We start from the raw sequence: 25,978 nt of genomic DNA, 5'->3' as shown, positions 1-25,978 counted from the left end.
TAATGTAAACAAACTAAAGGATAAACACAGGGATCTTCAAATGAATATAATACTCTTTGGGCCCCCCGGTGCCGGAAAAGGCACCCAGGCCAAAAAAATGGTTGACAACTATGGAATCCCGCAGATCTCCACAGGGGATATCCTGCGGGCAAATGTCAGGGAAGGAACAGAGCTTGGGCTTGCAGCCAAGGGATATATGGACAAAGGAGAACTTGTTCCTGATGAGGTACTTATAGGGATTATTAAGAACCGTCTGAAAGAACAGGACTGTGAAAAAGGTTTTATCCTTGACGGATATCCAAGAACAATACCTCAGGCTGACGCTCTTGCAGGCATCCTTGATGAGATCAATAAGCCCATAGATGTTGTTCTCAACCTCGAAGTTCCTGATGAAGAACTGGTAGAACGAATAAGCGGCCGCCTTATGTGCAATTGTGGTGCTAGCTATCACAGGACTTTTAACCCGCCGAAAAAAGATGATGTCTGTGATATTTGCGGGAGTAAGGTTTTTCAGCGCGATGACGACAAAGAAGAGGCCGTCAAGAACCGTCTCAATGTCTATAAAAAACAGACCGAACCCCTTATTGAGTATTACACAAAGCAGGGATTTCTGGTAACTCTAGACGGTACAAAAGATATTGATGAGGTCTTTGAAGTAATAAAGGCAGTTCTTACAAAATTTGCCTGAATTCTTCATTTCTTTTTTATTTAATTAAATCTTCTGACTTTTTATTTAATTAAATCTTCTGACTTTTTATTTAATTAAATCTTCTGACTTTTTTATTTAATTAAATCTTCTGACTTTTCTATTTTATTTAATATTCTGACCTTTCTATTTTATCAGCGGATATTGTATTTATCGAAATGTTCTTGCTTTTTTCGCATTCATTTGATTCAAATAATTTGTATTTAAATAATATGTGGCTATTTATATCAACAAAAACTACACACGGAGAAGCTGAGTTAATATGACTGAAAACTCGATCGATGAACTGGTGAACTGGGTTATCAGCGTTGATCGCCGTTTGATTCTGATGGACTCCATGAAAAGGCACCCCTTTGTAAGGGCTTCGGATATTGCTCATGAGGCAAGCCGATCCACACAGAATATCAGCCATGCTTTAAAGGAACTTGAGAGTAAGGGCTTAATTCAGTGTTTGACTCCTGAAAAAACCACGTGGAGAAAGTATATCCTGACAGAAGAAGGAAAAAAAATTTTAGAAGAACTGGATGGGAAATACCTTTGATTATTGGGATTATTGGAGCCAGATTTAATCTATTTTAACGCTGATCGAAAAATTAACCGAAAATACCGATATATTAACCTGAAATAATCAGAGTACTAACCTGAAAGGATCAGAGTATTAGCCTGAAAGGATCAGAGTAGTAACCTGAAATAATCAGAGTATTGACCTGAAATAATCAGAGTATTAACCTGAAACAAAGAATTTTTACTCAGGGGGTTTCAAGGCTTTGAGTCTCTTCGGTTTCGCTTTTTCTATAATTTGCTTAAACGCTGAGTTTTGCCCTCAAATTGAGGGTCTTCATATCTTATTACGACATATTTTTACCAGCTCAAAGTCTGCTCTAACAACGGATTTTTTAAACTCTGCAAGGTTTCGCTTGCTTATCCCCTCATATGATTTCATTGTTATTCCGGGGAGTACTTTGCCGTAATTTCATTGAATAGTATAACTTATATATACATCGACACTTATTAACCAGAACAACCTGCGTAATCATTTAAAATTGGCTCCGTAATTGAGCTGATTTATCACGACTTTACAATACTTTAAGCTTGCCAAGCTTCTATTATTGGAATTCTTTTACATTTGAAGATCTCAGAATAACTATTGAATCTGAATGGTGAGGACAACTTGGTTTCAGAGACATTAAAAAATCAGATAGACCGGTTCCTGCTGGCTCTCGGTTTTTCCCTTATGATTGGGATTATGGTCCTTGGGCAGGGTTTCAGGGAGGCTGTCGGGGAAGGCGTAGGGACTTTAATGAATCCCATACTTGCTCTGATCGGACAGGAGAATTTCTTTCTAATCCTTTTGGTAATGGCATCTATTACTGCTATTTACGCATCCCTTATCCAGAAATACACAATTGACTGGGACCTCATGAGGAATACCCAGGAACGCATGAAGGTTTTCCAGAAGGAATTCCGAGAGGCACAGCTTTCTCAGAACACTTATATGCTTAAAAAACTGGAAGAACAACGCCAGGCAATGATGGAAGACCAGATGAAGATGTCCAAGCAGCAGTTCAAGCCTATGGCTTACATCAGTATCATTTCCGTTCCTCTCTTCATGTGGGCTTATTATTACATCAGCGGGCACGGGAGTGCCACGATGGTTTTTCCTTTCTGGGGTAAACAGTTGCTGACAACCCATGCTTTTTGGTACTTCCAGAACTGGTTGTACTGGTACTTCATTTGTTCTCTTGGAGTTAGCCAGTTTATCAGAAAGGCACTGGATATCGGTGGGGTCTGATGCGAATAACGGTTAGCGGGCTTCCCGGAAGTGGGACAACAACAGTTTCAAAGCTCCTTGCAGAATACTATGAACTTGAACTGATCTCCTCTGGTGAAATTTTCAGGAAGATAGCCAGGGAGAAGGGAATGAGCCTGGCAGAATTCGGAGCTATGGCCGAAAAAGACCCTTCAATTGACCTGGCTATTGATAAAAATCAGAGGGATGTTATCCACAGTCATGAACAGCTCATCCTTGAAAGCAGGCTTGCAGGCCATATGGCTAAAGATGTACCGAATGTACTTAAAATCTGGATAAAGGCTCCCTTGCCTGTACGGGTAAAAAGAATCCTGAGGCGAGAAAAATCAGTTTCTTTTGACGAAGAGCTCGAAAAAACAGTTGAGAGGGAAAAATCTGAGGCCCTCCGTTATATGAACTATTACAATATCAATATTGATGACCTCTCTATTTACGACATTGTTATTGATTCTGAAAAATGGAACCAGTACCAGATTCTTGATATTCTGAGGGCCGCTATCGATTCCATCGTGGGGCCGGAGTAATTTCCCTTAATATGTTAAAGGCTGGATTTTTATACAAGGCGTAGAGTTTTATTTGCCGGAACGTGATATACTGATATTACAGCAACCACAGGTCTTCGGCATATGCTCTCTCTTAATTAATGCTGAATTAATAATGCTGGAATTCCTTTTTATATGCATATGGGAATTTCCGTAAATCTTTTTATAAATCTTAGATTTATAACTCTTTAATTTATAACTATTTAATTTATAGATCTCTGGGTTATGACTCTCAAATTTATAAATTTCAGGTTTATGACTCTCAAATTTATAAATCTCGGGTTTATTTTCACTATGGTTCGCTTTCATTATGCCTATTTACAAGTTACTGTATATCTATCATATTTACGTCTATAAATTCAATTCAGGAGTTTTTGAAAAACTATGTCACCTGCTGGCAAATTGCCGTCCGAAACTGAAAGAACTCTGGTCCGGAAATCCGGCGCCTGGACAAACCCCTCTTACGGTTCTTACCCTGAAAAGCGCCCTATTCTCGAATATATCGAGAAAGGGGTTGTAAATATTGATAAACCAAAGGGGCCGACAAGCCACGAGGTTGCAGCCTGGGTAAAAGCTATTCTGGGCGTAGGTACGGCAGGGCATGCAGGCTCACTTGATCCCAAGGTTACAGGGCTTTTGCCCGCCTTACTTGGAAAGGCTACAAAGGCGGTCCCTGCTCTGCGTCTTTCTGGAAAGGAATACGTCTGTCTCTTGAAGCTTCATAAGGAAATGCCTCAAAAACTAGTCAGGAAGGTCTGTGAGGAATTTACTGGCCCTATCTACCAGATGCCTCCTATCAAATCAGCTGTCAAACGCGTTGTCAGGGTAAGGACGATCTATTACCTTGAAGTGCTTGAAATTGAAGGGAGTTTTGTGCTCTTTCGTGTAGGATGCGAAGCCGGTACTTACATCAGGAAACTTTGCCATGATATTGGGCTTGCTCTTGGTTGCGGCGGACATATGCAGGAACTCAGAAGGACAAAAGCAGGCCCGTTTACCGAGGAAACACTTGTCACTCTCCAGGATCTCAAAGATGCATATGTACTCTGGAAGGAAGATGAGGATGAGTCTGAAATCCGGCGTGTAATCATGCCAATGGAAACGGCTGTATCTCACCTTCCCAAAATTATCCTGCGGGACAGTGCAGTAGATGCAGTCTGTTCAGGAGCTACTCTGGCAGTTCCGGGCATAACAAGCCTAGATGCAAACCTTAAGAAAGGAGAGCTTACAGCGTTGTTTACTCTTAAAGGTGAGCTTGTTGCCCTTGCAAAGGCTGAAATGAGTACAGAAGAGCTCCTCAAAGCTTCGACCGGACTTGCAGCTACCCCGGTCCGGATTATGATGGAGACGGGAACTTATCCAAGAGGTTGGAATAAAAAGGAGTAGAAGGAGTAAAAGGAGTATGGCGGTAAGCCATAACACATAACATATTTTTGGAACCCTCATCTTTTAGAATAAGGTTTATATATCACTATTTCCGTTATGGTATAAGTCGTGCCATAAGCTTTATGCCAATCTTTCCAATGGGAAGCTTGACCACAACCTTTCTAAAAGAAAGCTTGACCAAAGGTTAGGTATAAGTTTTGTAATGCATGTGCCGAGGTAGTCTAGTGGTAGGGCGCAAGCCTGGAAAGCTTGTGGGGCCTAGCCCCTCGGGAGTTCGAATCTCCCCCTCGGCGTATATTCTTAAGCCTCTTTTAAATTATGTTTATAAGCCTCTATTAAATTATGCTATAAGCCTCTTTTAAATTAGGTTATAGCCTTTTCTACATTATGTTTAAATCTGCAGACATGTCTGGTTTTATTGCGAATGTAGTTTCTAATACTCAGTTTTATCTTGAAGAACCATAGTTGGAATCCCTTCAAAAAAAAGATCAAGAGGAAGATTTCCACTGTACCTGTAATGTTGAGTACTTCTCCTATAAAAAGCAGGCTAAAAGGATCATAAATACTTGAGGTTTTGATTGAAGTTGAATAAATTCTTGCTCCTGGGACTAATATGCCTATATTTTTGCTGGAACTGGTTGTAAGTTTGTAAAAGAAAAGGTTCTCAATTAAAAGATATAGGATTTGCAGAATGAAACTATGAATAAAAATCTTTTAAAAGCATGGGAGAGATGGAATAATACAGGAATTATTATCGAAAAAAGAAGTTGATCTGACAATGTCAGGGTAAGAATACCGTTGAAAGATTATCGATTGATTTCAGGCGGGAACGAAAAAAACAATCGGAAACAAACAGAGAAGGAATATTGAAAATGAAACTGATCCTGAACGATATCGTAAAAAGTTTTGACAAAAAAGAGGTTTTGCGGGGTGCGAGCTTTGCCTTTGAAAAAGGGGAAATTTACGGACTTCTCGGGAGAAACGGCTCAGGCAAAACCACGCTGTTTAACTGCATCAATGAGGATTTGAGGATTGACGGCGGCTCAATTCTCTTTGAAGAAAATGGAGTAAAGAGAGAAGTTTATCCAGACGATATCGGATATGTTCTGTCGACACCAGTCGTTCCGGAGTTCTTAACAGGGAGGGAGTTTTTAAAGTTCTTTCTTGACATCAACGTGAATAAAATTCCGGACATTAAGCCTATTGACGAATATTTTGATTTTGTAAAGATCGGACGCGAGGACCGCGACAGGCTTTTGAAAGATTATTCCCATGGTATGAAAAACAAGATGCAAATGCTTGTAAGCTTCATCGCAAATCCAGCCATTCTGCTTTTAGACGAGCCGCTGACCTCATTTGACGTTGTGGTCGCCGACGAGATGAAGACTCTGCTTCGCCAGATTAAAAAAGACCACATTATTATTATTTCCACTCATATTATGGAGCTTGCGCTGGATTTATGCGACGAGATAGTAATCCTGAGCGGCGGGGTTCTGGAAAAAATGGAAAAGGATGACCTCAACAACGAGGCCTTTAAGAATAAAATTATTCAGGCCCTCAGGAGGGATGAGTATGATTGAAGCTTTCATTATGTCCTTCAGGCTGAAAAACACGTATAAAGCCAATGGCTTCATCTATTCGCTCAAATCCATCCCTGTCATCAACAGGCTGCTGCCGGTCTCGCTCTATAGAAGCCCGGGGCTGAAAATATTTGCCAATTTTGTCAGCATCCTGTGGGAGATCATCTCGATGTTTTTTGGCAAACTGCTCTATCTGTTTATTATTATCTTTCTTCTAAAAGATCATATGAAAAGCAGCCCTGCGAACAGCTTCATGCATATGTTTTTCTTTCTTACCATTACGGGCGGTTTCCTTAACACGCATATATTTCATCCCACCAGAGACAAGTATTATGCCATTTTTCTCATGCGAATGAACGCGCGGGAGTATACGCTTTCGAATTACTTCTATTTCCTTTTGAAAATCATTATCGGGTTTTTGCCTTTCACGCTGCTTCTCGGACGGCTTTCCGGAGTGCCTACCGCTATCTGCCTTTTGATGCCGCTTTTTGTTGTTTCCGTAAAACTGATTTTTACTGCCCTCGCGCTTCATGATTATGTCAGAACCGGCCATGCAAAAAATGAAAATAAGCTTGATTCGGTTGCTCTGGTTGGCATTGCTGTATCATTGGCTGCGGCATACCTCCCACCGTTTCTCGGCTATGCCATGAATGGAGCTGTTTTTCTCGCTCTGTTTATCATTTTTGCTGTTATGGCTGTGTTTTCTTTTTTGTATGTGCTCAAATTCCCTGAATACCGGAGGATTTGCAAGGAACTTCTCACAGCGGATAATTTTGCTATGAACAGAAAAGATATGGCTGTACGTGCTACTCAAAAATCTTTGCAAAATAATATAGACTTTAAGGCAACAAGTAGCAAAAGCGGTTATCAGTATTTCAACGACCTTTTTGTTAAGCGGCACAGCAGTCTGCTGACCAAATCGGCCAAACATATCACCTTGATTTCCCTTGCAGTGCTTGTGCTTTCCATCATGGCCTGTTTTCTTTTCCCGGAAGCAAAACCGAAAATAAACGGGATGATGCTGACCTTTTTGCCTTATTTTCTGTTCATCATGTATTTTATTAATCGCGGAAAGGTTATTACCCAGGCCATGTTTATGAACTGTGACCACAGTATGCTTGCCTACCGGTTTTACAGGCAACCGCGTACAATTCTGTTTCTCTTTACGGAACGGCTGAAATCCATTCTATTGATAAACTTGATGCCCGCTTCGGTAATTGCAATCGGGCTCCCGATTCTGTTATGGTTTACAGGCGGAACGGATAACGCACTTAATTATGTGCTGCTGTTTGTTTCCATTATCGCCATGTCGGTATTTTTTTCGGTGCACAACATGGTGTTATATTATCTTTTGCAGCCCTATAATATCAATCTAGAAATAAAAAGTGGCACTTTTGCCATTGTTAATTCCTTTACTTATTTTGTCTGTTATTTTGCCATCGGTAAGAAAGTCCCGACTCTAATTTTCGGCACGTTGATTTCAGTATTTTGCATTGTATATATCGCCGTCGCCTTGATTCTTGCATACAGGCTTGCACCAAAGACATTTAAGCTGCGGTAATAGCGGCTTTATGTAAACTAAAAAAGAGGTCAGATATTATTGCGTTTTCTATTCATAAGGGTAACTCCTTTCCGGGACTTCGGGCCAAGTTGGTCCGAAGTGGTATGGCGAATAGGAGAAAAAGCTAACTATAAATTATCTAAGTGTCGTGTTTCCACCACCATCCATAAGCCGTGTCATTTCCTCAATACATTCCAATAGAAGTGGCGGCGTAAACCATTATCATATTATATTTTTTTCCCAATATAAAATACATATCCATAATACTGTTTATACTTTGAATATAAGTCTGCCTCACGCCTCATAAGTGCAATCAGATCCTCAACGATTTTATTTCCAGCATGTTTTTTCAAAAATTCCTCTTGCCTTGCTTTTTGCGGAATAAAATAATTGTCTATCCAACAAGTCTCAGGCAGCGTAAATGCGGCAACAGGGATATAACCTGTTTTTTGCATGATGGAAATATTATGCCCTATTGTGCTAATTTCAGGAACTGCGTCTAACCACCACTTCTCAATTTCAGCGGGGCGCTCATCAGTAAACCATGACTCATATGTTACGGCAATATAACCATCTTTTTTGAGGAACCTCTTCCAGTGATTCAAGCCTTTTTCAAAACCTATGTTGGCAATCGCCCCCTCAGACCATATAAGGTCAAATTCGTCATTCTGAAACGGCAAATTATCCATTGAACCGACAATACCTTTTACCCTGTTCTGTAAACCAAATTTTCCGGCTGTTACGTTAAGTTTCTCAATCGAGCCGGCGTAGAGGTCGAGGGCGGTGATGGTTGCTTCTGTATTTTGTGCCAGAACCATTGTTTGAGCGCCTGTACCGCAACCTAAATCGGCGATTTTTGTTTTGTTTGAAAGATTGTCGATAAAACCTAATGCTCTGATGGTTTCTTCGGGGCTGCCGGGTCCCTGCCGGTCAAGCTCTGTGAAAAATTCATTGATGAGGGCAAAATCAAATTCGTGGATTGTTATTTCTTCCATTGTTCATACTCCTTATCTTCCATTGGTCATCGGTTAAGCACTAAATTCCTTCTCTTATGGGTGTTTTTATCTGAGATTACCTTTATAGCTGTATCTCCATGTCTCTTCGTCCCACATTTACTCTTGAAGACTCTCTTCGGGAAATATTTCCCGAAGGGTGGTTAAGGTCACAGCATTACTGTTTTATGAAGGACTGCCTTTGAACCGACCTATTTTTATTTCTTTGAAAAAACTATGTTGCTGCTGGTGAATATGCTTTTCTACATTTTTACAGCATATCTGATATCAAGCCACGGCCAACATAACTGCTATTGACTTTTAGTCCTTCCGAACATCGCTTTCAGTTAGGGATAAACGCAGATATCCTTATATACTGGTAACAGCATGTAAATGAATTCATCAGTATGTGCTGTAAAGAAGCTCCTTTAGAGAGCTGCTCCTGACTTTTTCGTGTATTCTTTTAGGGTATTCGATCAGGGGCTACAGGATGCTGTATACATTCCCCTGGAGGGAATATATGGTAGAAGAAAAGAATAATGAAGAATTAAGGCATCTTGTTCGGATTATGAATACCGACCTGCAGGGGGCAAAACCCGTAGAGTACGCCCTTACAGGTCTCCCAGGAATAGGGAGGCGCACAGCTATCCTTATCGCAAAGGGCGCAGGGGTAGACCCTACTGCTACACTTGGATATCTGCCAGATGAAGAAGTAGCAAAGCTAGACCGCGCAATCGGGAATTTTGAGGAGATTGTTCCATCCTGGATGTTGAACAGGCAAAAAGACCTGGCAACAGGACAGGACAAGCACCTGCTTGGAACAGATATCTTACTGACTTTCAGGGAAGATATTAACAACCTGAAGAAGGTCCGCGCTTACAGAGGACTCAGGCATGAAAGAGGCCTTAAGGTTAGAGGTCAGAGAACAAAATCTACAGGCCGCCGCGGGTCAACTGTCGGTGTCAGCAGGAAGAAGTGATTTTCCGGTCAGGTGATTTTAAATGGCATATCCAGGTAAACAAAGTAAAAGTTTCGAGACTCCTAAGCACCCCTGGCAGGAAGCCAGGATGGCATCTGAAGTCCAGCTTGTAAAAGCATACGGCCTCAGAAACAAGAGAGAAGTTTGGAAAGCAGCCAGTAAGCTCAGGATGTACAGGTCTGAAGCCAGAACATTACTTGCAAGCGCTGCAAACTCTCAGGAAAGAGGACTTGAAGGACATCAAAAGACCCAGTCCGAGGAAATTCTTGCGAAGCTTATCCGCTATGGTATCATCAAGTCGGACGCTGACATTGACGACATTCTCTCCTTAAAAACTGAAAATATTCTCGAAAGGAGACTCCAGACCCAGGTTCTCCGTCTCGGGCTCGCCAGGACAGTCATCCAGGCTCGCCAGTTTATCACTCACGGACATATCGCAATAAACGGTAGAAAGGCTACAATTCCTGGAATGCTCGTCTCCAAGGAAGATGAAATGCATATCGGGTACTATGGAACCTCTCCGCTTGTTAGCGAATCTCACCCTGAAAGGCCTGTGCAGGTGGCATCTGTCCTAGCAGACAGCACAACTACTTTAAGGGCTGTTGCAGAAGCAAAACAGGCTAGAGAGAAACCTCCTGAAAGAGGCGGCGGAAAGAGAAAGAGAGGGAGGAGATAATCGTGGCAGACATGAAATGGGCCGTAGCTCACATCAAATCTTCGTTTAACAACACAATTATTACTGTAACCGACATCACAGGGGCTGAGACCATTGCAAAGTCTTCCGGTGGTATGGTTGTAAAAGCTGCAAGAGATGAGAGCTCTCCTTATACTGCCATGCAGATGGCAGGACAGCTTGCTGACCAGCTAAGGGATAAGGGTATCCACGGTATCCATATCAGGGTAAGAGCACCTGGCGGGAACAAGCAGAGAAGCCCGGGCCCGGGCGCTCAGGCTGCAATCAGGGCTTTTGCAAGAGCAGGAATCCGGATTGGCAGGATTGAAGATGTTACTCCTGTCCCGCACGACGGCACTCGCCCGAAAGGCGGAAGACGTGTTTAAGAGAATTCTCCAGAGAATTTCTTCAGGAAATTCTTCTAAAATTCTCTTTTTGAATGCATTAAAATATAAGGGAAATTAAGGAATATGACGATGGAAGTAGACATTCTGGAGTTATCGGATAGATCTGCAAAATTCGTGCTTTCAAAAGTTAGCACATCTTTTGCCAACGGCATTCGGCGCGCTATGGTCGCAGATGTACCAACGCTTGCGATTGAATATGTGAATCTTTACGACAATACATCGGTACTCTATGATGAGCAACTGGCTCTACGTCTGTCCTTAATCCCGCTTGTTACGGATGTAGAGACGTATGTGCCACAGGCAGAATGCGATGTCTGCGGAGGAGAGGGCTGTCCTGCCTGCGAGGTTTCCTTAACCCTGAGTGCAGAAGGTCCGTGCACGGTTTATTCACGGGATCTTATATCCTCTGACCCGAAGATACAGCCTGCTGATCTCAATATCCCGATTGTTGAACTGAAAAAAGGGCAGAAACTTGTGCTTGAGGCTCTCGCTCATATGGGCTACGGCAGGGATAGTGTTAAATGGCAGGCAGGAGTCGCTTGCGGCTACAAGAACGTGCCTATTATAACCATTACAAACTGTGATGCATGCGGGCACTGTGCAACCGAATGTCCGAAAGGCATTATACGGTTTGAAGAATCAGGTGCCAGAGTTTCTGACGAGGATATCCTGAAGTGCTCACTCTGCAAGCTCTGCGAGCAGGTCTGTGACATCCACGCAATAAACATTAGCTTCGATGAGAACGCTTTTGTATTTACAATGGAGTCCGATGGTTCTTACACAGCCAAAGATCTTGCCCTTAATGCGTCAAATGTGGTCAAAGGCAGAGCTGAAGAACTTTTGAGCATTCTGGACCAGTTCTGAGCTCCAGCTCGGGTACAGGCCCATATCCAATTTTTTGAGGTTAAGGCCCGATAGAGCTCTGAATATTTCAATGAGTAGATATTTCTCTGGACTCTCTGCGCCTTACATATTATTATTTTGTATCTGAGTACTGCAGGAGACATTCTGTCTTATTTACGCTCTTCCAAAACTTATTCTCGGTGACCTTCACGACTCGAAACGTTTATATATTATCCATGATATTGTGAGGGAGTGCAAGGCGTAAAGCGCGCCGGATTATCATAATGAAACAGTATTAAACATAGATTAGACACAGATTAATACGAAATGCGAGGGTTGCCCAGCCAGGTCAAAGGCGCTAGGTTGAGGGCCTAGTTTCGTAGGAATTCGTGGGTTCGAATCCCATCCCTCGCACCAAATTTCTTAGTCTGTCAATTTAAAACATTTAACTTAAAAACTTCAAATTTTCATACGTTTCTAAAAGTTATTTTTGTAAAGAATTTCAAATTCTTTATTGTAAGATATCGTTATGCGAGGGTTGCCCAGCCAGGTCAAAGGCGCTAGGTTGAGGGCCTAGTTTCGTAGGAATTCGTGGGTTCGAATCCCATCCCTCGCACTTTCCTTTTGTTCATTTTGTGGTTTTTTATTCGTTGTATTGTTTTCATTAATTGTTTCAGGTAAGACTCAGTTCCAAAATCTAGTGATGAACATATAACTAAAAATCACTAAATTTTGTAATTGATTATAATCCTTGTGATTATGCTTATAGATTGAAGGCTTTACATATCGAATATTAATTTTGATTGAAGACTGAATTCTTTTTAAGAATTTAGATTTTCAATCAAGAAATTAAAAAATCACTAGATTTTGGAACAGAGTCGATGTTACACTTATTTTTATCACTAGATTTTGCATGAAAGTACATGAGGACATCTTCCTCAAGTACTCTCTTCTTCCTTTTTTTCCATAATCGCGATTATCCCACTAATAATTTTTATGCGTTCATCAACCGAAAAGATTTCAGTCTCAACAATTTTCCTCTTATGAACTTCTCCTTTTTGATACCCTGTTTCATCTTGATACATCTCATCGTTTGTGATAAGGTGCCAAATTATCGTAACTATTTTTCTTGCCAACGCAATAATTGCCTTAGCATACCCAATAGACTTCATTTTCCGGTTAAAAAACTCTTTTAATCTGCTATTTTTCTTTCTTGCTGCTGCCTGAGCTATCTGTGTTAGAATCCACCTTGCTACTTTCGACCCTCTCTTTGTGATTCTCCCTTTGTAGTATTTATCAGCAGATTGATACACATTTGGAACTATTCCAAGCCATGAAGCAAGTTTATCTCCTGAAGGAAAATCTCTTAAATTTCCAATTTCAGAAATTAGAGTTGCTGCACCTATTTCTCCAATACCTGGAATTGACATCAAAATATCCATTTCACGCTTATGCTTTCCATAAGAATAAATGAAGATTTCTTTTTCCAAAACTTCTATTTCATCGTCAAGGTGCTTTATTAATTTAAGACATATTTGAAGCCTTATTGCTGCACTTTGAGATATTTCTCTATCCAGAGTCTCTCTTATCTGAGAACTTTTTTTACGAACGTTTGGAGAAAGGCTTTCTATAATTTGGTCAACAGTTTTACCTGAAGAGATTCCTGATAGAATTGCTACGCCATTTTTACCAAAAATATCTGCCAGTACATCATGTAAATTAAACATTTCAGATGTAAGAATAGCATGAGCTTCATTTTTTATATCTGTTCTTTTTCTAACAAGTGCTAAACGAAGTCGAATGTATGAACGAAATTCCCTCTGATCTTTTGGGAAAACTCTTTGATGGCTGAATCATATTATTAAGTGCAAGTTGTGCAATAACTTCTGAGTCAATTTTATCTGTTTTTTTGTGTGTAAATGCCTTCATATCTCGAGCATTTCCAATTATAACAGGTAGATGCTTTATCAATGAATCATGAATAGGTACCCAAAAGTCACTGGTTGATTCGCATGCAACAACATCACATTCTTCTGATACAACCCAATTTTTAAGAGCTAAAATTCCTTCATCATTCCTATCAAAACGTTGTTGCTGTTTTTCACCCGACTTACTAAGAATAGTAGCAATTAAAAAACGTTTATGGATATCTAAACCACAAGATTTGTTTACAATTCCAATCAACTTAAATCACCCCATTTTTTGGGCAGTGGAATTGCCTAAAAGGCAATTTTGCATCCGTGATCAAAGTCACATTTAAGCCTTCGATGACAATTCACTGATTAGTTTTGGAAAGGTTTTTAAAACCAAATCTAGTACAACCTTCCTGCCCAAGGTAATGATGAAATCAATAGTCAAAAAAGGTAAGGTAAAGGTACTTTCATTTCTTTGTGCCTGTTATTCGAAGAATTTCATGTTTGTTTTGGAACTGGGTCGGTAATTTGAAGATAAATTCAAAATGAGGGTGATTTCAATGATAAAAAACGTGAAGTATTATTTAAAAACTTGAAATAATAAATGACCTACATTAAAAAATGTTGGAGAATACATTTATGTTCTGGCATCACACCGTTTGAAATACTTTTGAATATCCGATTTATCAATATCATTACTGTTTTGTGGGAAATTGGCAATTACAAATTCTCTTGCTTCATATATCTGTTCTTGTTTTCTAGAGGATGATTCATTATTAATATTTTGTTTCGCAATTCTAAATTGGCGAGCAAAATTTAACATATTATCGGATGAATCAAAACCAGATTTATCTAGAAATTCGAAATATTGTTCCATATCAGCTTGTTTCCACTCTAAACCAATTATTATATCCATATCTCCGACATTATCAATTACAAATGTTCTATTTTCATCTGAATTATTCATTGGTACATTAGCATATACAAGACTATTCTTGAATTTGCTCCATGTATCTAATGTTTTAAAGTACTCACTTAATGTATTTTTTTCGGCTTCGGTTGAACAATGTTTTAATAGGATATTTCTGGAAAACATTATACAATTTGTTTGTTCATCATCAAGATTATACATTGGGGTAAATGCTGTATACACAATTGAATTTATGTGAGTATTATTATAATCCGATGTCCCAAATTCTTCGATCTTATTGAGATTTACAAAATGAAGTGGTTGTCTATTAAGTGTTATCATTGCTCTTTCATATTCAACTTTTTCTAGCTCACTTTCATTCATGTAAAATACTTCTTCATCGAATACATAATCCATTCTAGGGCGATTATAATAATTTATTAGCTGGATATTATTTATATAAGAAGCCATTTCTTCGGCTTTATCTAGTTCTTTATAGTAGCCCTCAACAAGATTTATTTCAATTTCATTGGTTGAATTATTATTTTCAATGTTTGTCACGATCGCTCTTTGTTCATTTTCGATACAGCCTATGCAAAATATCAACAAAGTTATTATTGCATATCTAAATATTTTGCTCACATTTCACGCCACCCTGTTAGTTATAATCCTTGTCTGAACATCACACTAAGTAGAAGAAATATAAAACACTTAAATTTTTTGTACTCAATTATTTACAAATTTTGCATAGACTTTGCACTAGCTTACTAAAAATTCGAGTTACCTATATCCCTTCACTAAACTTTTTATCTTCTTTACTCTGATTTGAAGTTCCGTTTTGATCTTGCAATCTCTGTGCTTGATCTTTGTAGTTTCTATTCCCAATGCTGTGAGGTCGTGGGTGTAGATTATTGAAAACCATAAGCATGAGGATCTCTCTGCATCTTTGTTAATCCCTGAGCATATACCCGGTTTTTCAGATTTGTCAATAAATCGTGGACACGACCTGCTGTGAATCCTATTAGCAAACCGTTGTATAAACTATCTGCATAGGAAGACCTTGAGAATCTTTTTCAGGAATTTCGGGAATAGATTTTAGTCCCCTCTGAAAAGATAATTTTGCTGTTACAGAGGCGACCAGAGCATCAAGGATATCATCTCTTGCTACGTCTTTACGTCTATATTTGGAAAGTGCATTCTGCACAATTTCATCTGTAAAAGTGCAAATTTCTTGCAGCAGCTTTTTTCTTTCGTTAAAGCCTTCATTTTCTTTTTTAGAATGCTCCATCGGCTTTCCGGCAAGAGCCCAGAAACAAATCTCAGGATGGATTTCTATTATTTTTTCCTTAGCAGAATCTGTGGCTATAAGAAAATCATTCATTTCTCTGATTTTTGGAACGATTCCCCATGTTTGTTTTGTAAGTCGTTTGCCTGTAACTTCTTCATTGATGTCACAAGCGCTTTCGTAGCTTTTTGCATAGATGGCTTCTCTACAGGGAGTTGGAAAAACGCTGGATTGCCTGTAGGGTCTTAATAAGCTTCTAGCTTCTACATCACAGAACCTTCTCTTGAAATTAGATTTGCTATCTACTAAACCAATAGGGATGTCCACAAGTATACGCACATGAGTATTGCCATCACAAAAATAGCTATAGAGATCCGGGATTTTAGAAAACTGAAACACACCAAAGCTATCAGTTTCTGTTAGTGCAACTGCAAACCAACCTGCTCTGCAACCGTCTACACCAACAAACATTTTTTTATCCATATTCAGGGTTTGTAGTTTAGGCATATAGAACCTTTCAGAGGAAGCTTTGAATGGAGTTATTATTCAGGCATAGTTGACAGTCCTTTCATATGCCTGTAAAAACTGAATTAATGGCTTATAAACGAGAAGGATACAGCAGGCATAACATTCTTTGTGCTTTAAAATGAATCCGAAATCCCCTCAAGAATGATTTTAAATATAATGATTACAAAAATAATCATTATGCAATTCTACAACCGGCAGAAAGAACTTAAACTTATGGAACTGCTCGATCAGGGGAAACCATCTTTTCTCGTCATAACAGGGAAGAGAAGAGCAGGAAAAACCGAGTTGATCAAGCAGTTCACAGGGAACAGGAAAGCACTTTATCTTTTCGTTGACAGCAACAAGAGCATCGACATTCTGATGGACGAATTCGACCAGCTTTTAAAGGAGAAACTGGACCTGCCGGATTACATAAAAGTCGATGAAACGGAGAATTTCCTCAAGTTTATCACCTCTTATGACAGGGACCTGATAATAGCGATTGATGAATTCCAGAGGTTCCAGAAAGTATACCCGTCCTTCATTACTCAGCTTCAGCGGTACTGGGACATGAAGCCAGACAATTGCAAGGTCTTTCTTATCGTTTCCGGGTCTTCTATTGGCATGATAAGAAAAATATTCATTGAAGAACAGGCTCCACTCTTCAAACGTGCTGACAATATTCTGACTATAAAACCCTTTACGGTCCTTGAGACATTTGAGATGCTCGGTGACATGGGTATAAAAGATCCGGAAGAAAAACTGAATCTGTACTTCCTTTTCGGAGGGACTGTCTATTACTATCGCCTGTTTGAAAAGTATCAGTGCACAGGATTTGACGATGCCCTTGAAAAGCTAATATTCAGCGAGTTTGCACCGCTTAAAAATGAAGTGAGGGACATTCTAATTGAAGAATTTGGGAAGGAGCACTCCACATATTATGAGATAATCTCAGCAATATCGCAGGGAAGATGCTCGATGAGCGAGATCTCGGATCTGACGCATGTCTCTTCCAACTCATTGTCACCATATTTTTATGACCTCATAGACCTGCTGGGAGTAGTGGAACACCGGATACCTGTCACGGACAGTCCTGAAAAAAGCAAAAGAGGACGTTATTTTCTAAAAGATAATTTCTTCAGGTTCTATGGCCGCTTCGTATATCCTATGTACAGCCAGTATGTGGCAGGCAATTATTCTCCCATGCTGGAAAAGGTTCGGAAAGAATGGCAGAGTTACACAGGCAAGATATTCGAGGATATTGTCCGTGAACTGCTGGTTGAAAAGACGATCAGCGATTATCCGGATATAGGGAGCTGGTGGAACAGGAAGGGGGATGAGATTGATATTTTTGGAGTAAATCGCCAGGGAGGAAAAGTCCTGGCAATTGAAGTAAAGAATAAAGAACTGGGTGAAAGCGAGGCCAGAGAGATCCTGGAGTTAACACTCGATAAAGCAAAATTAGTAAGAAGAATATCTGGTCAGGAATTGAAAGTAGGGATAGTGGCCAGAAAAGTCAAAGGCAGAAAACACCTGAAAGATGATGGATTCCTTGTATGGGAACTGGAAGAGCTTATTCCCTGATTTTTTCGAGTTGAGCATTTGCCAAAGAAGAAATGTCTTTGGGATTATTAATCTAATTTGATTAATCATTTGTAAAAAGGAGAAATCAATCCAAAAAGGGCAATGAGAACATAAAGGGAACAAAATTTCATGTTCTATTTAATTTGGCTCTTCGTCATTCCCTGTGATAAGATGATCTTCAATTCAAGACCGCATTGGTTTTTATGAGAATATTATGGGATACCCACACAAAAACACGAAGAACCTGAATAAACATTAATTTATTACTGACGGGCTGCCAGGAAAAACATAAGGGTGTTATTACACACCCTGTCATGCAATTTGTTTTTATGAAAATCTGTTCTTTTGGATTTCAAACTTCTTTTCCAGGCTCCTGATCTTCCGTCATAACTCCATCAGACCCGCACATTTTATCAAGTTTCTCCTTTATTTTGTTAGCTTTTGCAGCGTATTCTTCTGCTTCTTCTTTGCCCATATCTGTGAGTAACTTTGAATATTCTGTAAATGTTATTGCTGCCGCACCAAGATTTAAGAAATTTTCAGGGTCTTCCTCAAGTATTTGTGTGTTTAGGAGAATACTTTTTTCAAAGGCCTCTTTTGATTTCTCATACTCGCCGGTTGAATGAAATGTAATGCCTAACTGGGTCTCTAAAACACTCATTATTGACTGGTATTCAAGGTTATCGGGGTCCGACTCAAGATGTTTATTCAGAATCGGGAAGACCGATTCATAAATTGGGATAGCTACATCGTAATTCCCAAGGTTTTCATGTAAAATCCCGTTAAGGATCCGAATTTCACAGACTCTTTTCCAGTTTTCCGGTTTTTCAGGAGCTTTTTCGTATAAGTCCTCATAGTAATCGCGGACAAGTGCCAGGTATTCTTTCGCGAGACCATACTTTTTGTCATGCATGAACACAGTTGCCTGCCTCTGGAATCCCATAGCCAGCAGGTCTTTCACGATATCTTCTTCGTTTTTATCTTGCAGGATATTCCTGTAAACATTGGCTGATTTTGAGTACTGCTGTTTTGCAAGTTCCGGTTTTCCTACATTTTCAAAAAGCATCCCAAGTTCTTCGTGGGAAAGAGCCAGTTCTTTTTTGTAGTCCCGGTCTTTGGGATTCTCGCTGGCAATCTGGAAGCTCAGTTCTGTGATGCGCTCACGGTGCTTGATTGCACTTTCATATTGTTTTTGCCTGACAGCAAAGGCTTCAACGTCCTTCAGTGTACAGATGAGATTTTCCCTGTAAATGTAATTTTCCGGGTACATTTGCACCAGGTTTTCGATTATTCCGAGGGATTTTTCATAGTATTTTAGAGCATTTTCGAGATCAAGATCCGCATCATACATTCTCCCGATGTAATCCAGGGTATTTGAGATACTTACTTTGTGGTCAGTATTTTCGGGATAGGATTCAAACAGTTTTTCAAAGGCTTCAAGGCCCTGTTCATAGTATTGTTTTGCATTTTCCGTATCTCCCTTTCCTGCGTAGAGGTGGCCGATCTGGTCGATGGTGGCGGCTATATTTGCTACACTTATTTCGTCTTCAGGGTCTCTTTCATGAATATTCCTGTATATTTCGATTTCCTGCATGCGGCATTCTTTTGCACGCTCTATGTTCCCGATATCTCCAAACAGCTCCCCAAGTTCGGTAAAATAGTCGGAAATCTTGTATTGATATCGCAGGTTCTCCGGTTTTTTCCCGGCTAATTCCTTGAGTATTTCAAGGGATTTTTCAGCATATTGAGTCGCTTTTTCATATTTATTTTCTTCATAAAAGGCCCTACTGAGAGTCAGGTATATTTCGCGCTGTTTCTTGATGTAAGAACTATTCCCAGGATGTTTCTGGAGTTTTTCGTTCAGGAAGTCGATGGCCCGGAGGTATGTTTCTTCAGTTTTCTCTATATTTCCAAGTTTTGTGTACAGGTCCCCGGAAACTTCGTATAAGGATAAAAGCTGAGAAGAAACAACTTTGTTGCCGGGTTCTTTTATGAGGATTTTTTTATAGATTTCTTCGATCTGCCCAAAGACCCGGTTTGCTTCCTCAAAGTTCTCAAATACAAGACAATAATCTCTAAACTGTTCGGTTATCATCTTCAGGTTATCAAATAATTCTTGTTTTCCAGATATCAGTTCAAATAATTTCCCATAATTTTGCACGATTCTTTCGACCAGGTCTGGCTCAGCTTCAGTCTTCTGGGCCCTCAGGTGAAAGGTACTGATATTTTCCAAAAATTTCAAGTAATTATGTATGTACTCCGGGTTATCCGGAACTCTGGCAATAAGCTTATCATAAGTGTCAAGAATTTGATTTATATCTTTTTTATTTCTGTATAAATACTCCTCCATTTTTGAAACACTGTCAAACTCAGAGAGTGCCTTTATAGTAAAACCAAATGAATTGTAGGTATAGTACTGATGCACAGGTTCTCCGGGGTCAGCCTGAAAGAGGGGCACAATAAATTCTATTAGTTTCTGGAACTCTTCCAGGGCCTCCTCCTTCCTTTTCTCGGCAAGCAAAGCTCTCCCTTTTAACATAAGGATCGAACATATGTAGTCAGGTCGCTTTGTCTTTTCAGAAAGTTTTTCGGCTTTTGCAAGGTTTTCAAGCGCTTTTTTAGATTTTCCAGTATTAATTTGCATTAAAGAGGTATCGAGAATCCGAGATATTGCATCCATAATCTGTTTGGACATAGAGGTAGATTGTAATTCAGGTAATAAAAGGCATCTCTATATATAAAACATACAAAAAATAAACGTAAAGTCCATCACTGTAAAACAAGCCGTACTCTTAATTTGAATAGTTTTTAAAGTCTTACCGTACCTGTACAAATCTGAAGTTCCAGTAAGCTCCTTAGTTGAAGATTTTAACTTTTAAGAAACACTTATAAAATTACTACTAATTTTTAAAATTCGTTTCTAAAGCCCTCAAACCAGAACTCCTCAAACCAGAATATTTAATTGGGTTTATATACAGTTGGAGGTATAAATATTATAAATATGTTAGTGGTATCTCCAATGAAAAAAACAAAAATGTCGGCAAATTCTGGCAGGGCCGGGACTTTGAGTTTTGTCCATGCTGCGGATTTACACCTTGACAGTCCATTTACAGGAATTTCAGGAATTGATCCTGAACTTGGGGAAAGGCTTGCGAAAGCTACCTTTCAGGCTTATGAGGCAATTATAGAGCTCTGTATGGAAGAAGAAGTCGACTTTTTGCTTATTGCGGGGGATGTGTATAACAGTGCCGACAAGAGTCTTTATGCTCAGGTCAGGTTTATAGAGGGGCTCAGGAAGCTCGAAACCGCCGGAATTCAGGTTTTTATATGCCACGGGAACCACGATCCTCTTGACGGCTGGTCTGCAAGCCTTACATGGCCCGAAAATGTACATATCATGAGAGGGGACAGGGCCGAAGTTGTGAAATTCAAAAAGGAAGGAGAAACTGCCGCTTTTATAGTGGGGATGAGTTATCCAGCACGGCACATAGTGAAAAATCTTGTGAAAAACTTTCCAAAAAAAGAATGTAACTGGCCGTTTACTATAGGGTTGCTGCATTGCAGCGTGGGAAGCAACCCGGAGCACGCACCTTATGCACCCTGTACTCTGCAGGACCTCAGGGAGCTCAATTATGACTACTGGGCGCTTGGCCATATCCATACTCCTTCTATAGTTTGTAAAGAGGATCCGGTTGTGATATATCCTGGAAACCCGCAGGGCAGGCATCCCGGAGAAAACGGTGCCAGGGGGTGCTTTGTTGTGGATGTTTCATCAGGAGGAGACATTTCTACAAGGTTCATAGAGACCGACTCTGTCCGCTGGCATATCAGGGAAATTTCCATAGAGGGCCTGGAAACAGAAGGGGAGCTAATAGAAAGCCTTCAAAGCCAGCTTGATGCCATAAGGGAAAATTCCGGAGGAAGGTCTGTGATTTGCAGTTTTGCCCTTAAAGGGAGGGGGCCGCTGCATCACATTCTCAGGCAGGAGGGATTTCTTGAAGACCTCCTGCGTTTGCTCAGGGAAGGCGAAACCTGGGGCCGGCAGTTCATCTGGGTAGACCGAATAGAGGATGATACACTCTTTCCCGTAGAAAGAGAGCTTCTTCTGAAAAGGGAAGATTTTGTGGGAGATCTGGTAAAAATCGTAGAGGGCTTGAAGACCGATGAAAAAGCCCTGGATGAGTTTCGTGAAGTCCTATCCCCTCTTTTTGATTCCAGAAACGGGAGAAAACACATTGCCAGAATTGATGATGAAGAAATGAACTACCTGCTTCAGCGCGCTGAAAATATCCTGCTTAATGCTTTACTCACGGAGGAAGATAATGAAAATTAATGCCATCCATATTGATGGTTTCGGCAAGTTTTCCAGCTTGTCGATGGAAGACCTGCCCTCCGGCCTGGTCATTTTTACGGGAGCAAACGAAGCAGGAAAATCGACATTATTTACTTTTATCCGGAGGATGTTTTTCGGTATCCCTAACACAAGGCTCTGCAACCTCTATCCTCCACTTGGAGGGGGAAAGCATGGGGGAAGGCTTGCAGTCATCGATTCTACTGGAGACCGATGGGTCATAGAAAGAAATCCGGGCAGAAAAGAAGATGTAAAGGTTGTGCTTCCAGATGGAAATACAGGGGGTAAAGTTGAACTTATTAAACTGCTGGGCCACGCAGACAGAAATGTCTTTGAAAATATCTATGCTTTTGGCCTTGAAGAACTGCAGAGTTTTGAGACTCTGAACGACCAGAGCATCAACAGTAAACTCTACAGTGCAGGCACTGGAGTTGGAGTTTCGATTTCAGGATTGATGAACTCAATCAGCAGCATTGAAACCAACCTGTATAGGCCTAGAGGTAGTAAACCTCTTATAAATGAGCTGTTCAGGGAAATAGGGAAAACTGAAGTAAAAATTACCGAACTTGAAGGAGCCCAGAAGAAATACGATTCGCTTCATTTTGAACTGGAACAGAAAACCCTGGAGATTGACCAACTAAAAGAAAAGTCTCAGAATATAAGGAAAAAATTAAACGACATTCAAAACCTGCTTTCCGTCTGGGAAGACTGGAAGATCCTCTGTGAGTCAAAAACTGCACTTGAAAGCTTACCTGGGCTTGAGAGTTTCCCCGAAAAAGGGGAAGAGAAGCTTACGAGGCTCCAGGAAAGAATTGAAGAAATAAGGGAGACCATTTCAAGGCTGCAGCAGGACCTGGATAAAAATGCCGTTAAAGAACGAAGCCTTTCCCCGGACGAAAGCCTTCTGAAGCAAAAAGATGCGGTGCTGGAACTGGGAAGCGGAATTGAGAAGTACAGGTCTGAAGAAAAACTTCTACCTTCTCTGGAAATGAACCTCAGGCAGGAAAAAGCCGGATTTTCTGAGCTTCTTCTGGAACTTGGCCCGGCCTGGGATGAGAAAGCTCTGGAGCGTTTTGACCGTTCAATTCCTGCAAAGGAAGCCGTTATCCAGATGCGAAGGTCAGTAGACGAAATTGAGGATAAAATAAAAGAGACCAGAAACGAACTCCAGCAGATCCTTAACAGTATTGAAAGAGTCCTTCAAGAAAATGACCTTTTTGAAGAAATCCTCCTTGTACATAGAGACCAGATTATCGAACTTGGAAACGGAATTGAAAAATACCAGTCTGATAAGGACTTTCTCCTTTCCGGAACTCAGGAACTTCAGGATAGAAAGGCAGAACTCAGGGAAACTCTGTCAGGGCTTGGGGAAGAATGGGACGAAGCCGCCCTTGATCTTTTTGAGCACTCAATCCCTTCAAAAGAAACTGTATTCAGAAAACGAAGGGAAATGGACGAAGCAGAAAAAACAATTGAGAGATACCGCGACAGGCTCAAACTTGCCCTTGGGGAAATTAAAGACGTCTGTGAGGAAATCGAAGCCCTAAAAGAGAAACTTGAGGTATACTCGACTCTTCCCAGGCCTGAAGAGGTGAAGCAGGAGCTTGAAGCTGTAAGTTATCTCAGGGTGGCCCACCCTCTCCTGAGGGAAAAAGAAGGCGAACTCAAAAGCCTGGAAAAAGAAGAGATGCTTTTTGCAGCTTTAAGACCTCAGAAAACCGAAGATAAGGATGGTCTACCCCTCTGGCCTGCAGGAATGGTTCTGCTTGCAGGCTGCATTGGCCTGGTATACGAAAGCATTAGTGGCACCCTGTTTTCCGGGCTTGTCATATTTTTACTCCTTTTCGCGACTTCTGCGGTATACTTCTTAAAAGCTACTAATAAGTCCTCAGTCCACCTTGCAGGGGAAGAGCATCTGGAAGACGCTGAGTCCCGAAAACAGAACGTAAAGGACTCAAAGGAAAAGCTGTTCAGAGAGATTAATTCACTGAAAGCATCCATGAAAACCCGTGCAAAAAAGTGTGGCTTTGAAGACATTCCTGACCCCTCAGTACGGGAACAGAAAGCTGATGAGCTGCAGAGGGTCATGGTTGAGTTGAAGACTACCTGGGAGCTGCGCCAGAGGGAGGAAAAGCTCCAGAAGAAGCTGGATAAGTTAAATGCAAGTTATATAGAACTTAAAGATACTATCCGGGCACAAGAGGCAAAGCAGGAAGAAGTTCTCCAGGAATGGAAAGGGTGGCTTATTTCTTCAGGGCTCAGCCCGGAGTTCTCTCCTGAGCATGTGATTGAGATCCTTTCTGCAATCAGGGCTTGCCTGGAAAAACAAAAGAATATAAACGAACTGGAAAAGCAGGTAACGCTCAAAGAAGCCACTGTTAAAAAGTACGAAGAAAAAGCCTGTAGTATTCTGGAGGCTTGCAGAAAGCCTATTTCAGGAATTGCACTTGAAAGTGAAATCGCAAAGCTCAGGGAGGACGTGAGTTTCGCATTTAACCAGGCCGAAAGAGTGAGAAAACTTGAGGCTGAGTCCGAAGGTCTTAACCGTAAAAAAGAAGAGCTGGAAACCCGGTTCCTTGAGGAGACAAAGGCACGTGATGCACTGGCAGAAAAGTGGACTGGATGGCTTGGGACTTACGGGCTTGACCCTTCACTTTCAGTAGAAAGTGTACTTGAAATCTTTTCGGTAATCCGGACGTGCTTTGACAGGCAGCGGGCAATCCGGAAACTTGAAGAACAGATAGTTTCCAGCAGAACATCGATAGAAGCCTATGAAGCAAAGGTAGCCGGAGTACTGCAGGTATGTGGACGTTCACTTTCCGGACTCTCTTTTGACTCCCAGGTTGAAAAACTTCGTTCAGACCTTGAAAAGGCATCCGATGAGACAAGAAACCTGCAGCAACTGAAAACCAGATCTGAAGAACTTAAAATTGAACTTGAGGCAGCCCTGGATAAATATAAAGAAGCTACTGAAGAGCTTGCAGTTCTTCTGGACTCCGGTTCTGCAGAGACCGAAGAAGAATTCTATGAAAACGCCCGGCTCTGGGCTCAGCGGACCGAGCTGGAAAACAGAAAAAGAGAAGCTGAACAGCAGATCCAGAGGGTTTCCGTAGGTGAAAAGGATTACGGGGTCTTCGTAGAAGAACTGCAAGCTTCTGATCTTTCAGGCCTGAAAGAAGAAAACCACAGTCTGGAAGAATGCCTGAAAGCACTGGAACAGGAGACCTCGGATACTATAGACAGGCGTGGAGCGATACGAAATCAGATTGAACAGCTCGAACAAGGAAGTGAAGGTTCCCTGGCAAGAGTAATGCAGGAAAGCCTGCTGGAAGAACTTCACGAAAAGTCAAGGGAATGGGCTTCTCTGGTCTTAGCCCGTGAGATCCTTGCTAAAGCAGTCAAAGTCTATGAAAAGGAAAGGCAGCCTGCAGTTATCGTGGAAGCCCAGGCTTTTTTCTCAAAGATTACCAGAGGCAGGTACACGAGGATTTATTCCCCACTCAACTCTACCGAAATCTATGTTGAAGACCGGAACGGACGCCAGAAGAGCATTCAGGAACTCAGTAGGGGAACGGCTGAACAGCTTTATCTCTCCCTGCGCTTTGGTTTCATCAGGGAATTCGGCAGGCATTCGGAATCTCTCCCGATTGTTTTTGACGACGTGCTGGTGAATTTTGACCCTGAACGCTGCAAAAGCACATGTGAAGCCATAAAGGACCTTGCATCAGACAATCAGATTTTTTATTTCACTTGCCATCCTGAAACCGTACAGATGCTTGTAGAAAGTTTTCCTGAAATCAGGGCTGTAGATCTTGATGCGGTATAAAAGAGAGTTAAAGCGTAAAAGAGCCGGATAGGAATTTAAATGTACGTCCTTTCTATTATGAAAAGGAGCTTTGAACTTAAAATATGACTTGTATTAAAAAGTTCAAAAGCTAGTTTTAAAAAG

At 40.8% G+C, this 25,978-nt stretch carries 18 protein-coding genes, 3 tRNA genes and 1 pseudogene; 17 read left to right on the top strand and 5 right to left on the bottom strand.

From position 1 onward, the window contains the following. Positions 1-40 precede the first annotated feature (40 nt). The 8 genes from MSKOL_RS04500 to MSKOL_RS04465 all read left to right on the top strand — a co-directional run bounded on the left by MSKOL_RS04500 (position 41) and on the right by MSKOL_RS04465 (position 7,585). On the top strand, positions 41-688 hold the full coding sequence (locus tag MSKOL_RS04500) for an adenylate kinase (protein WP_048153963.1): 648 nt from the start codon (positions 41-43) through the stop codon (positions 686-688). Positions 689-968: 280 nt separating this feature from the next. After that, complete coding sequence (locus MSKOL_RS04495) at positions 969-1,247, top strand: sugar-specific transcriptional regulator TrmB (protein WP_048118613.1); 279 nt, start codon at positions 969-971, stop codon at positions 1,245-1,247. Positions 1,248-1,877: 630 nt separating this feature from the next. After that, entirely contained in the window at positions 1,878-2,498 is a 621-nt protein-coding gene (locus MSKOL_RS04490; protein ID WP_048118610.1) for a DUF106 domain-containing protein, read from the top strand. Beyond that, positions 2,498-3,040 (top strand): (d)CMP kinase, encoded by a 543-nt coding sequence (gene cmk / locus MSKOL_RS04485; protein ID WP_048118607.1) that lies wholly within the window; start codon positions 2,498-2,500, stop codon positions 3,038-3,040. Before MSKOL_RS04490 ends, cmk begins: the two co-directional genes overlap by 1 nt. Positions 3,041-3,442: 402 nt before the next feature. Then, entirely contained in the window at positions 3,443-4,444 is a 1,002-nt protein-coding gene (locus MSKOL_RS04480) for an RNA-guided pseudouridylation complex pseudouridine synthase subunit Cbf5 (RefSeq protein ID WP_048153960.1), read from the top strand. A 210-nt stretch (positions 4,445-4,654) separates the two neighbouring features. Next, a tRNA-Ser gene (locus MSKOL_RS04475) sits at positions 4,655-4,737 on the top strand. A gap of 579 nt (positions 4,738-5,316) precedes the next feature. Then, entirely contained in the window at positions 5,317-6,024 is a 708-nt protein-coding gene (locus MSKOL_RS04470) for an ABC transporter ATP-binding protein (protein ID WP_048153958.1), read from the top strand. Continuing rightward, positions 6,017-7,585 carry a hypothetical protein gene (locus MSKOL_RS04465; RefSeq protein WP_048153956.1) on the top strand — a complete coding sequence of 523 codons (1,569 nt, stop codon included), beginning with the start codon at positions 6,017-6,019 and terminating at the stop codon, positions 7,583-7,585. Before MSKOL_RS04470 ends, MSKOL_RS04465 begins: the two co-directional genes overlap by 8 nt. Before the next feature lie 227 nt (positions 7,586-7,812). On the opposite strand, the gene MSKOL_RS04460 is transcribed toward MSKOL_RS04465, so the two are convergent. After that, on the bottom strand, positions 7,813-8,580 hold the full coding sequence (locus MSKOL_RS04460) for a class I SAM-dependent methyltransferase (RefSeq protein ID WP_048153954.1): 768 nt from the start codon (positions 8,578-8,580) through the stop codon (positions 7,813-7,815). 487 nt (positions 8,581-9,067) lie between these two features. On the opposite strand from MSKOL_RS04460, the gene MSKOL_RS04455 reads away from it, so the two are divergent. The 6 genes from MSKOL_RS04455 (at position 9,068) to MSKOL_RS04430 (ending at position 12,095) form a co-directional block, all read left to right on the top strand. Then, complete coding sequence (locus tag MSKOL_RS04455) at positions 9,068-9,556, top strand: 30S ribosomal protein S13 (protein ID WP_082091031.1); 489 nt, start codon at positions 9,068-9,070, stop codon at positions 9,554-9,556. Between the two features lie 22 nt (positions 9,557-9,578). Next, entirely contained in the window at positions 9,579-10,232 is a 654-nt protein-coding gene (locus MSKOL_RS04450; RefSeq protein ID WP_048118591.1) for a 30S ribosomal protein S4, read from the top strand. A gap of 2 nt (positions 10,233-10,234) precedes the next feature. Next, a complete protein-coding gene (locus MSKOL_RS04445) occupies positions 10,235-10,615 on the top strand; it encodes a 30S ribosomal protein S11 (RefSeq protein WP_011305118.1) in 381 nt (126 codons plus the stop codon). Positions 10,616-10,699: 84 nt separating this feature from the next. Next, complete coding sequence (locus tag MSKOL_RS04440) at positions 10,700-11,500, top strand: DNA-directed RNA polymerase subunit D (protein ID WP_048118588.1); 801 nt, start codon at positions 10,700-10,702, stop codon at positions 11,498-11,500. A 308-nt stretch (positions 11,501-11,808) separates the two neighbouring features. Then, positions 11,809-11,896: transfer RNA gene (locus MSKOL_RS04435), tRNA-Leu, on the top strand. 114 nt (positions 11,897-12,010) lie between these two features. Beyond that, a tRNA-Leu gene (locus MSKOL_RS04430) sits at positions 12,011-12,095 on the top strand. A gap of 322 nt (positions 12,096-12,417) precedes the next feature. Here MSKOL_RS04430 and MSKOL_RS04425 read toward each other — a convergent pair. The 3 genes and pseudogenes from MSKOL_RS04425 to MSKOL_RS04415 form a co-directional block, all read right to left on the bottom strand. Further along, a pseudogene (locus MSKOL_RS04425) lies at positions 12,418-13,663 on the bottom strand (IS110 family transposase). 366 nt (positions 13,664-14,029) lie between these two features. After that, complete coding sequence (locus tag MSKOL_RS04420; RefSeq protein ID WP_231592440.1) at positions 14,030-14,944, bottom strand: hypothetical protein; 915 nt, start codon at positions 14,942-14,944, stop codon at positions 14,030-14,032. A 379-nt stretch (positions 14,945-15,323) separates the two neighbouring features. Further along, positions 15,324-16,070, bottom strand: a complete 747-nt coding sequence (locus tag MSKOL_RS04415) for a DUF429 domain-containing protein (RefSeq protein ID WP_048158148.1) — start codon at positions 16,068-16,070, stop codon at positions 15,324-15,326. A gap of 222 nt (positions 16,071-16,292) precedes the next feature. Between MSKOL_RS04415 and MSKOL_RS04410 the strand changes: the two genes are divergently transcribed. Beyond that, positions 16,293-17,678, top strand: a complete 1,386-nt coding sequence (locus tag MSKOL_RS04410; protein ID WP_231592439.1) for an ATP-binding protein — start codon at positions 16,293-16,295, stop codon at positions 17,676-17,678. A gap of 352 nt (positions 17,679-18,030) precedes the next feature. Here the strand turns inward: MSKOL_RS04410 and MSKOL_RS04405 are convergent, their stop codons facing one another. Continuing rightward, positions 18,031-20,373 carry a tetratricopeptide repeat protein gene (locus tag MSKOL_RS04405; protein WP_048153950.1) on the bottom strand — a complete coding sequence of 781 codons (2,343 nt, stop codon included), beginning with the start codon at positions 20,371-20,373 and terminating at the stop codon, positions 18,031-18,033. Positions 20,374-20,697: 324 nt separating this feature from the next. Here MSKOL_RS04405 and MSKOL_RS04400 point away from each other — a divergent pair, with 324 nt between their 5' ends. Both MSKOL_RS04400 and MSKOL_RS04395 read left to right on the top strand, forming a co-directional pair. Then, positions 20,698-22,011 (top strand): exonuclease SbcCD subunit D, encoded by a 1,314-nt coding sequence (locus MSKOL_RS04400; RefSeq protein WP_231592437.1) that lies wholly within the window; start codon positions 20,698-20,700, stop codon positions 22,009-22,011. After that, positions 22,001-25,855, top strand: coding sequence for an AAA family ATPase (locus tag MSKOL_RS04395; RefSeq protein WP_048153948.1), 3,855 nt, complete (start codon positions 22,001-22,003; stop codon positions 25,853-25,855). Before MSKOL_RS04400 ends, MSKOL_RS04395 begins: the two co-directional genes overlap by 11 nt. Positions 25,856-25,978: the final 123 nt, after the last annotated feature.

Origin of the sequence: Methanosarcina sp. Kolksee, assembly GCF_000969945.1 — an archaeon.
Classification (GTDB): domain Archaea; phylum Halobacteriota; class Methanosarcinia; order Methanosarcinales; family Methanosarcinaceae; genus Methanosarcina; species Methanosarcina vacuolata.
The sequence above is the reverse complement of the archived record's forward strand: the minus strand, read 5'-3'. Positions and strand labels throughout refer to the sequence as shown.

Excerpts from the sequence above, each read along its gene's own strand:
- MSKOL_RS04395 (WP_048153948.1), top strand. The coding sequence starts at position 22,001 with ATGAAAATTAATGCCATCCATATTGATGGTTTCGGCAAGTTTTCCAGC.
- MSKOL_RS04450 (WP_048118591.1), top strand. The coding sequence starts at position 9,579 with ATGGCATATCCAGGTAAACAAAGTAAAAGTTTCGAGACTCCTAAGCAC.
- MSKOL_RS04410 (WP_231592439.1), top strand. The coding sequence starts at position 16,293 with ATGCAATTCTACAACCGGCAGAAAGAACTTAAACTTATGGAACTGCTC.
- MSKOL_RS04460 (WP_048153954.1), bottom strand. The coding sequence starts at position 8,580 with ATGGAAGAAATAACAATCCACGAATTTGATTTTGCCCTCATCAATGAA.
- MSKOL_RS04440 (WP_048118588.1), top strand. The coding sequence starts at position 10,700 with ATGACGATGGAAGTAGACATTCTGGAGTTATCGGATAGATCTGCAAAA.
- MSKOL_RS04500 (WP_048153963.1), top strand. The coding sequence starts at position 41 with ATGAATATAATACTCTTTGGGCCCCCCGGTGCCGGAAAAGGCACCCAG.
- MSKOL_RS04480 (WP_048153960.1), top strand. The coding sequence starts at position 3,443 with ATGTCACCTGCTGGCAAATTGCCGTCCGAAACTGAAAGAACTCTGGTC.
- MSKOL_RS04405 (WP_048153950.1), bottom strand. The coding sequence starts at position 20,373 with ATGTCCAAACAGATTATGGATGCAATATCTCGGATTCTCGATACCTCT.
- MSKOL_RS04470 (WP_048153958.1), top strand. The coding sequence starts at position 5,317 with ATGAAACTGATCCTGAACGATATCGTAAAAAGTTTTGACAAAAAAGAG.
- cmk (WP_048118607.1), top strand. The coding sequence starts at position 2,498 with ATGCGAATAACGGTTAGCGGGCTTCCCGGAAGTGGGACAACAACAGTT.
- MSKOL_RS04415 (WP_048158148.1), bottom strand. The coding sequence starts at position 16,070 with ATGGATAAAAAAATGTTTGTTGGTGTAGACGGTTGCAGAGCAGGTTGG.
- MSKOL_RS04400 (WP_231592437.1), top strand. The coding sequence starts at position 20,698 with ATGAAAAAAACAAAAATGTCGGCAAATTCTGGCAGGGCCGGGACTTTG.
- MSKOL_RS04465 (WP_048153956.1), top strand. The coding sequence starts at position 6,017 with ATGATTGAAGCTTTCATTATGTCCTTCAGGCTGAAAAACACGTATAAA.
- MSKOL_RS04455 (WP_082091031.1), top strand. The coding sequence starts at position 9,068 with ATGCTGTATACATTCCCCTGGAGGGAATATATGGTAGAAGAAAAGAAT.
- MSKOL_RS04495 (WP_048118613.1), top strand. The coding sequence starts at position 969 with ATGACTGAAAACTCGATCGATGAACTGGTGAACTGGGTTATCAGCGTT.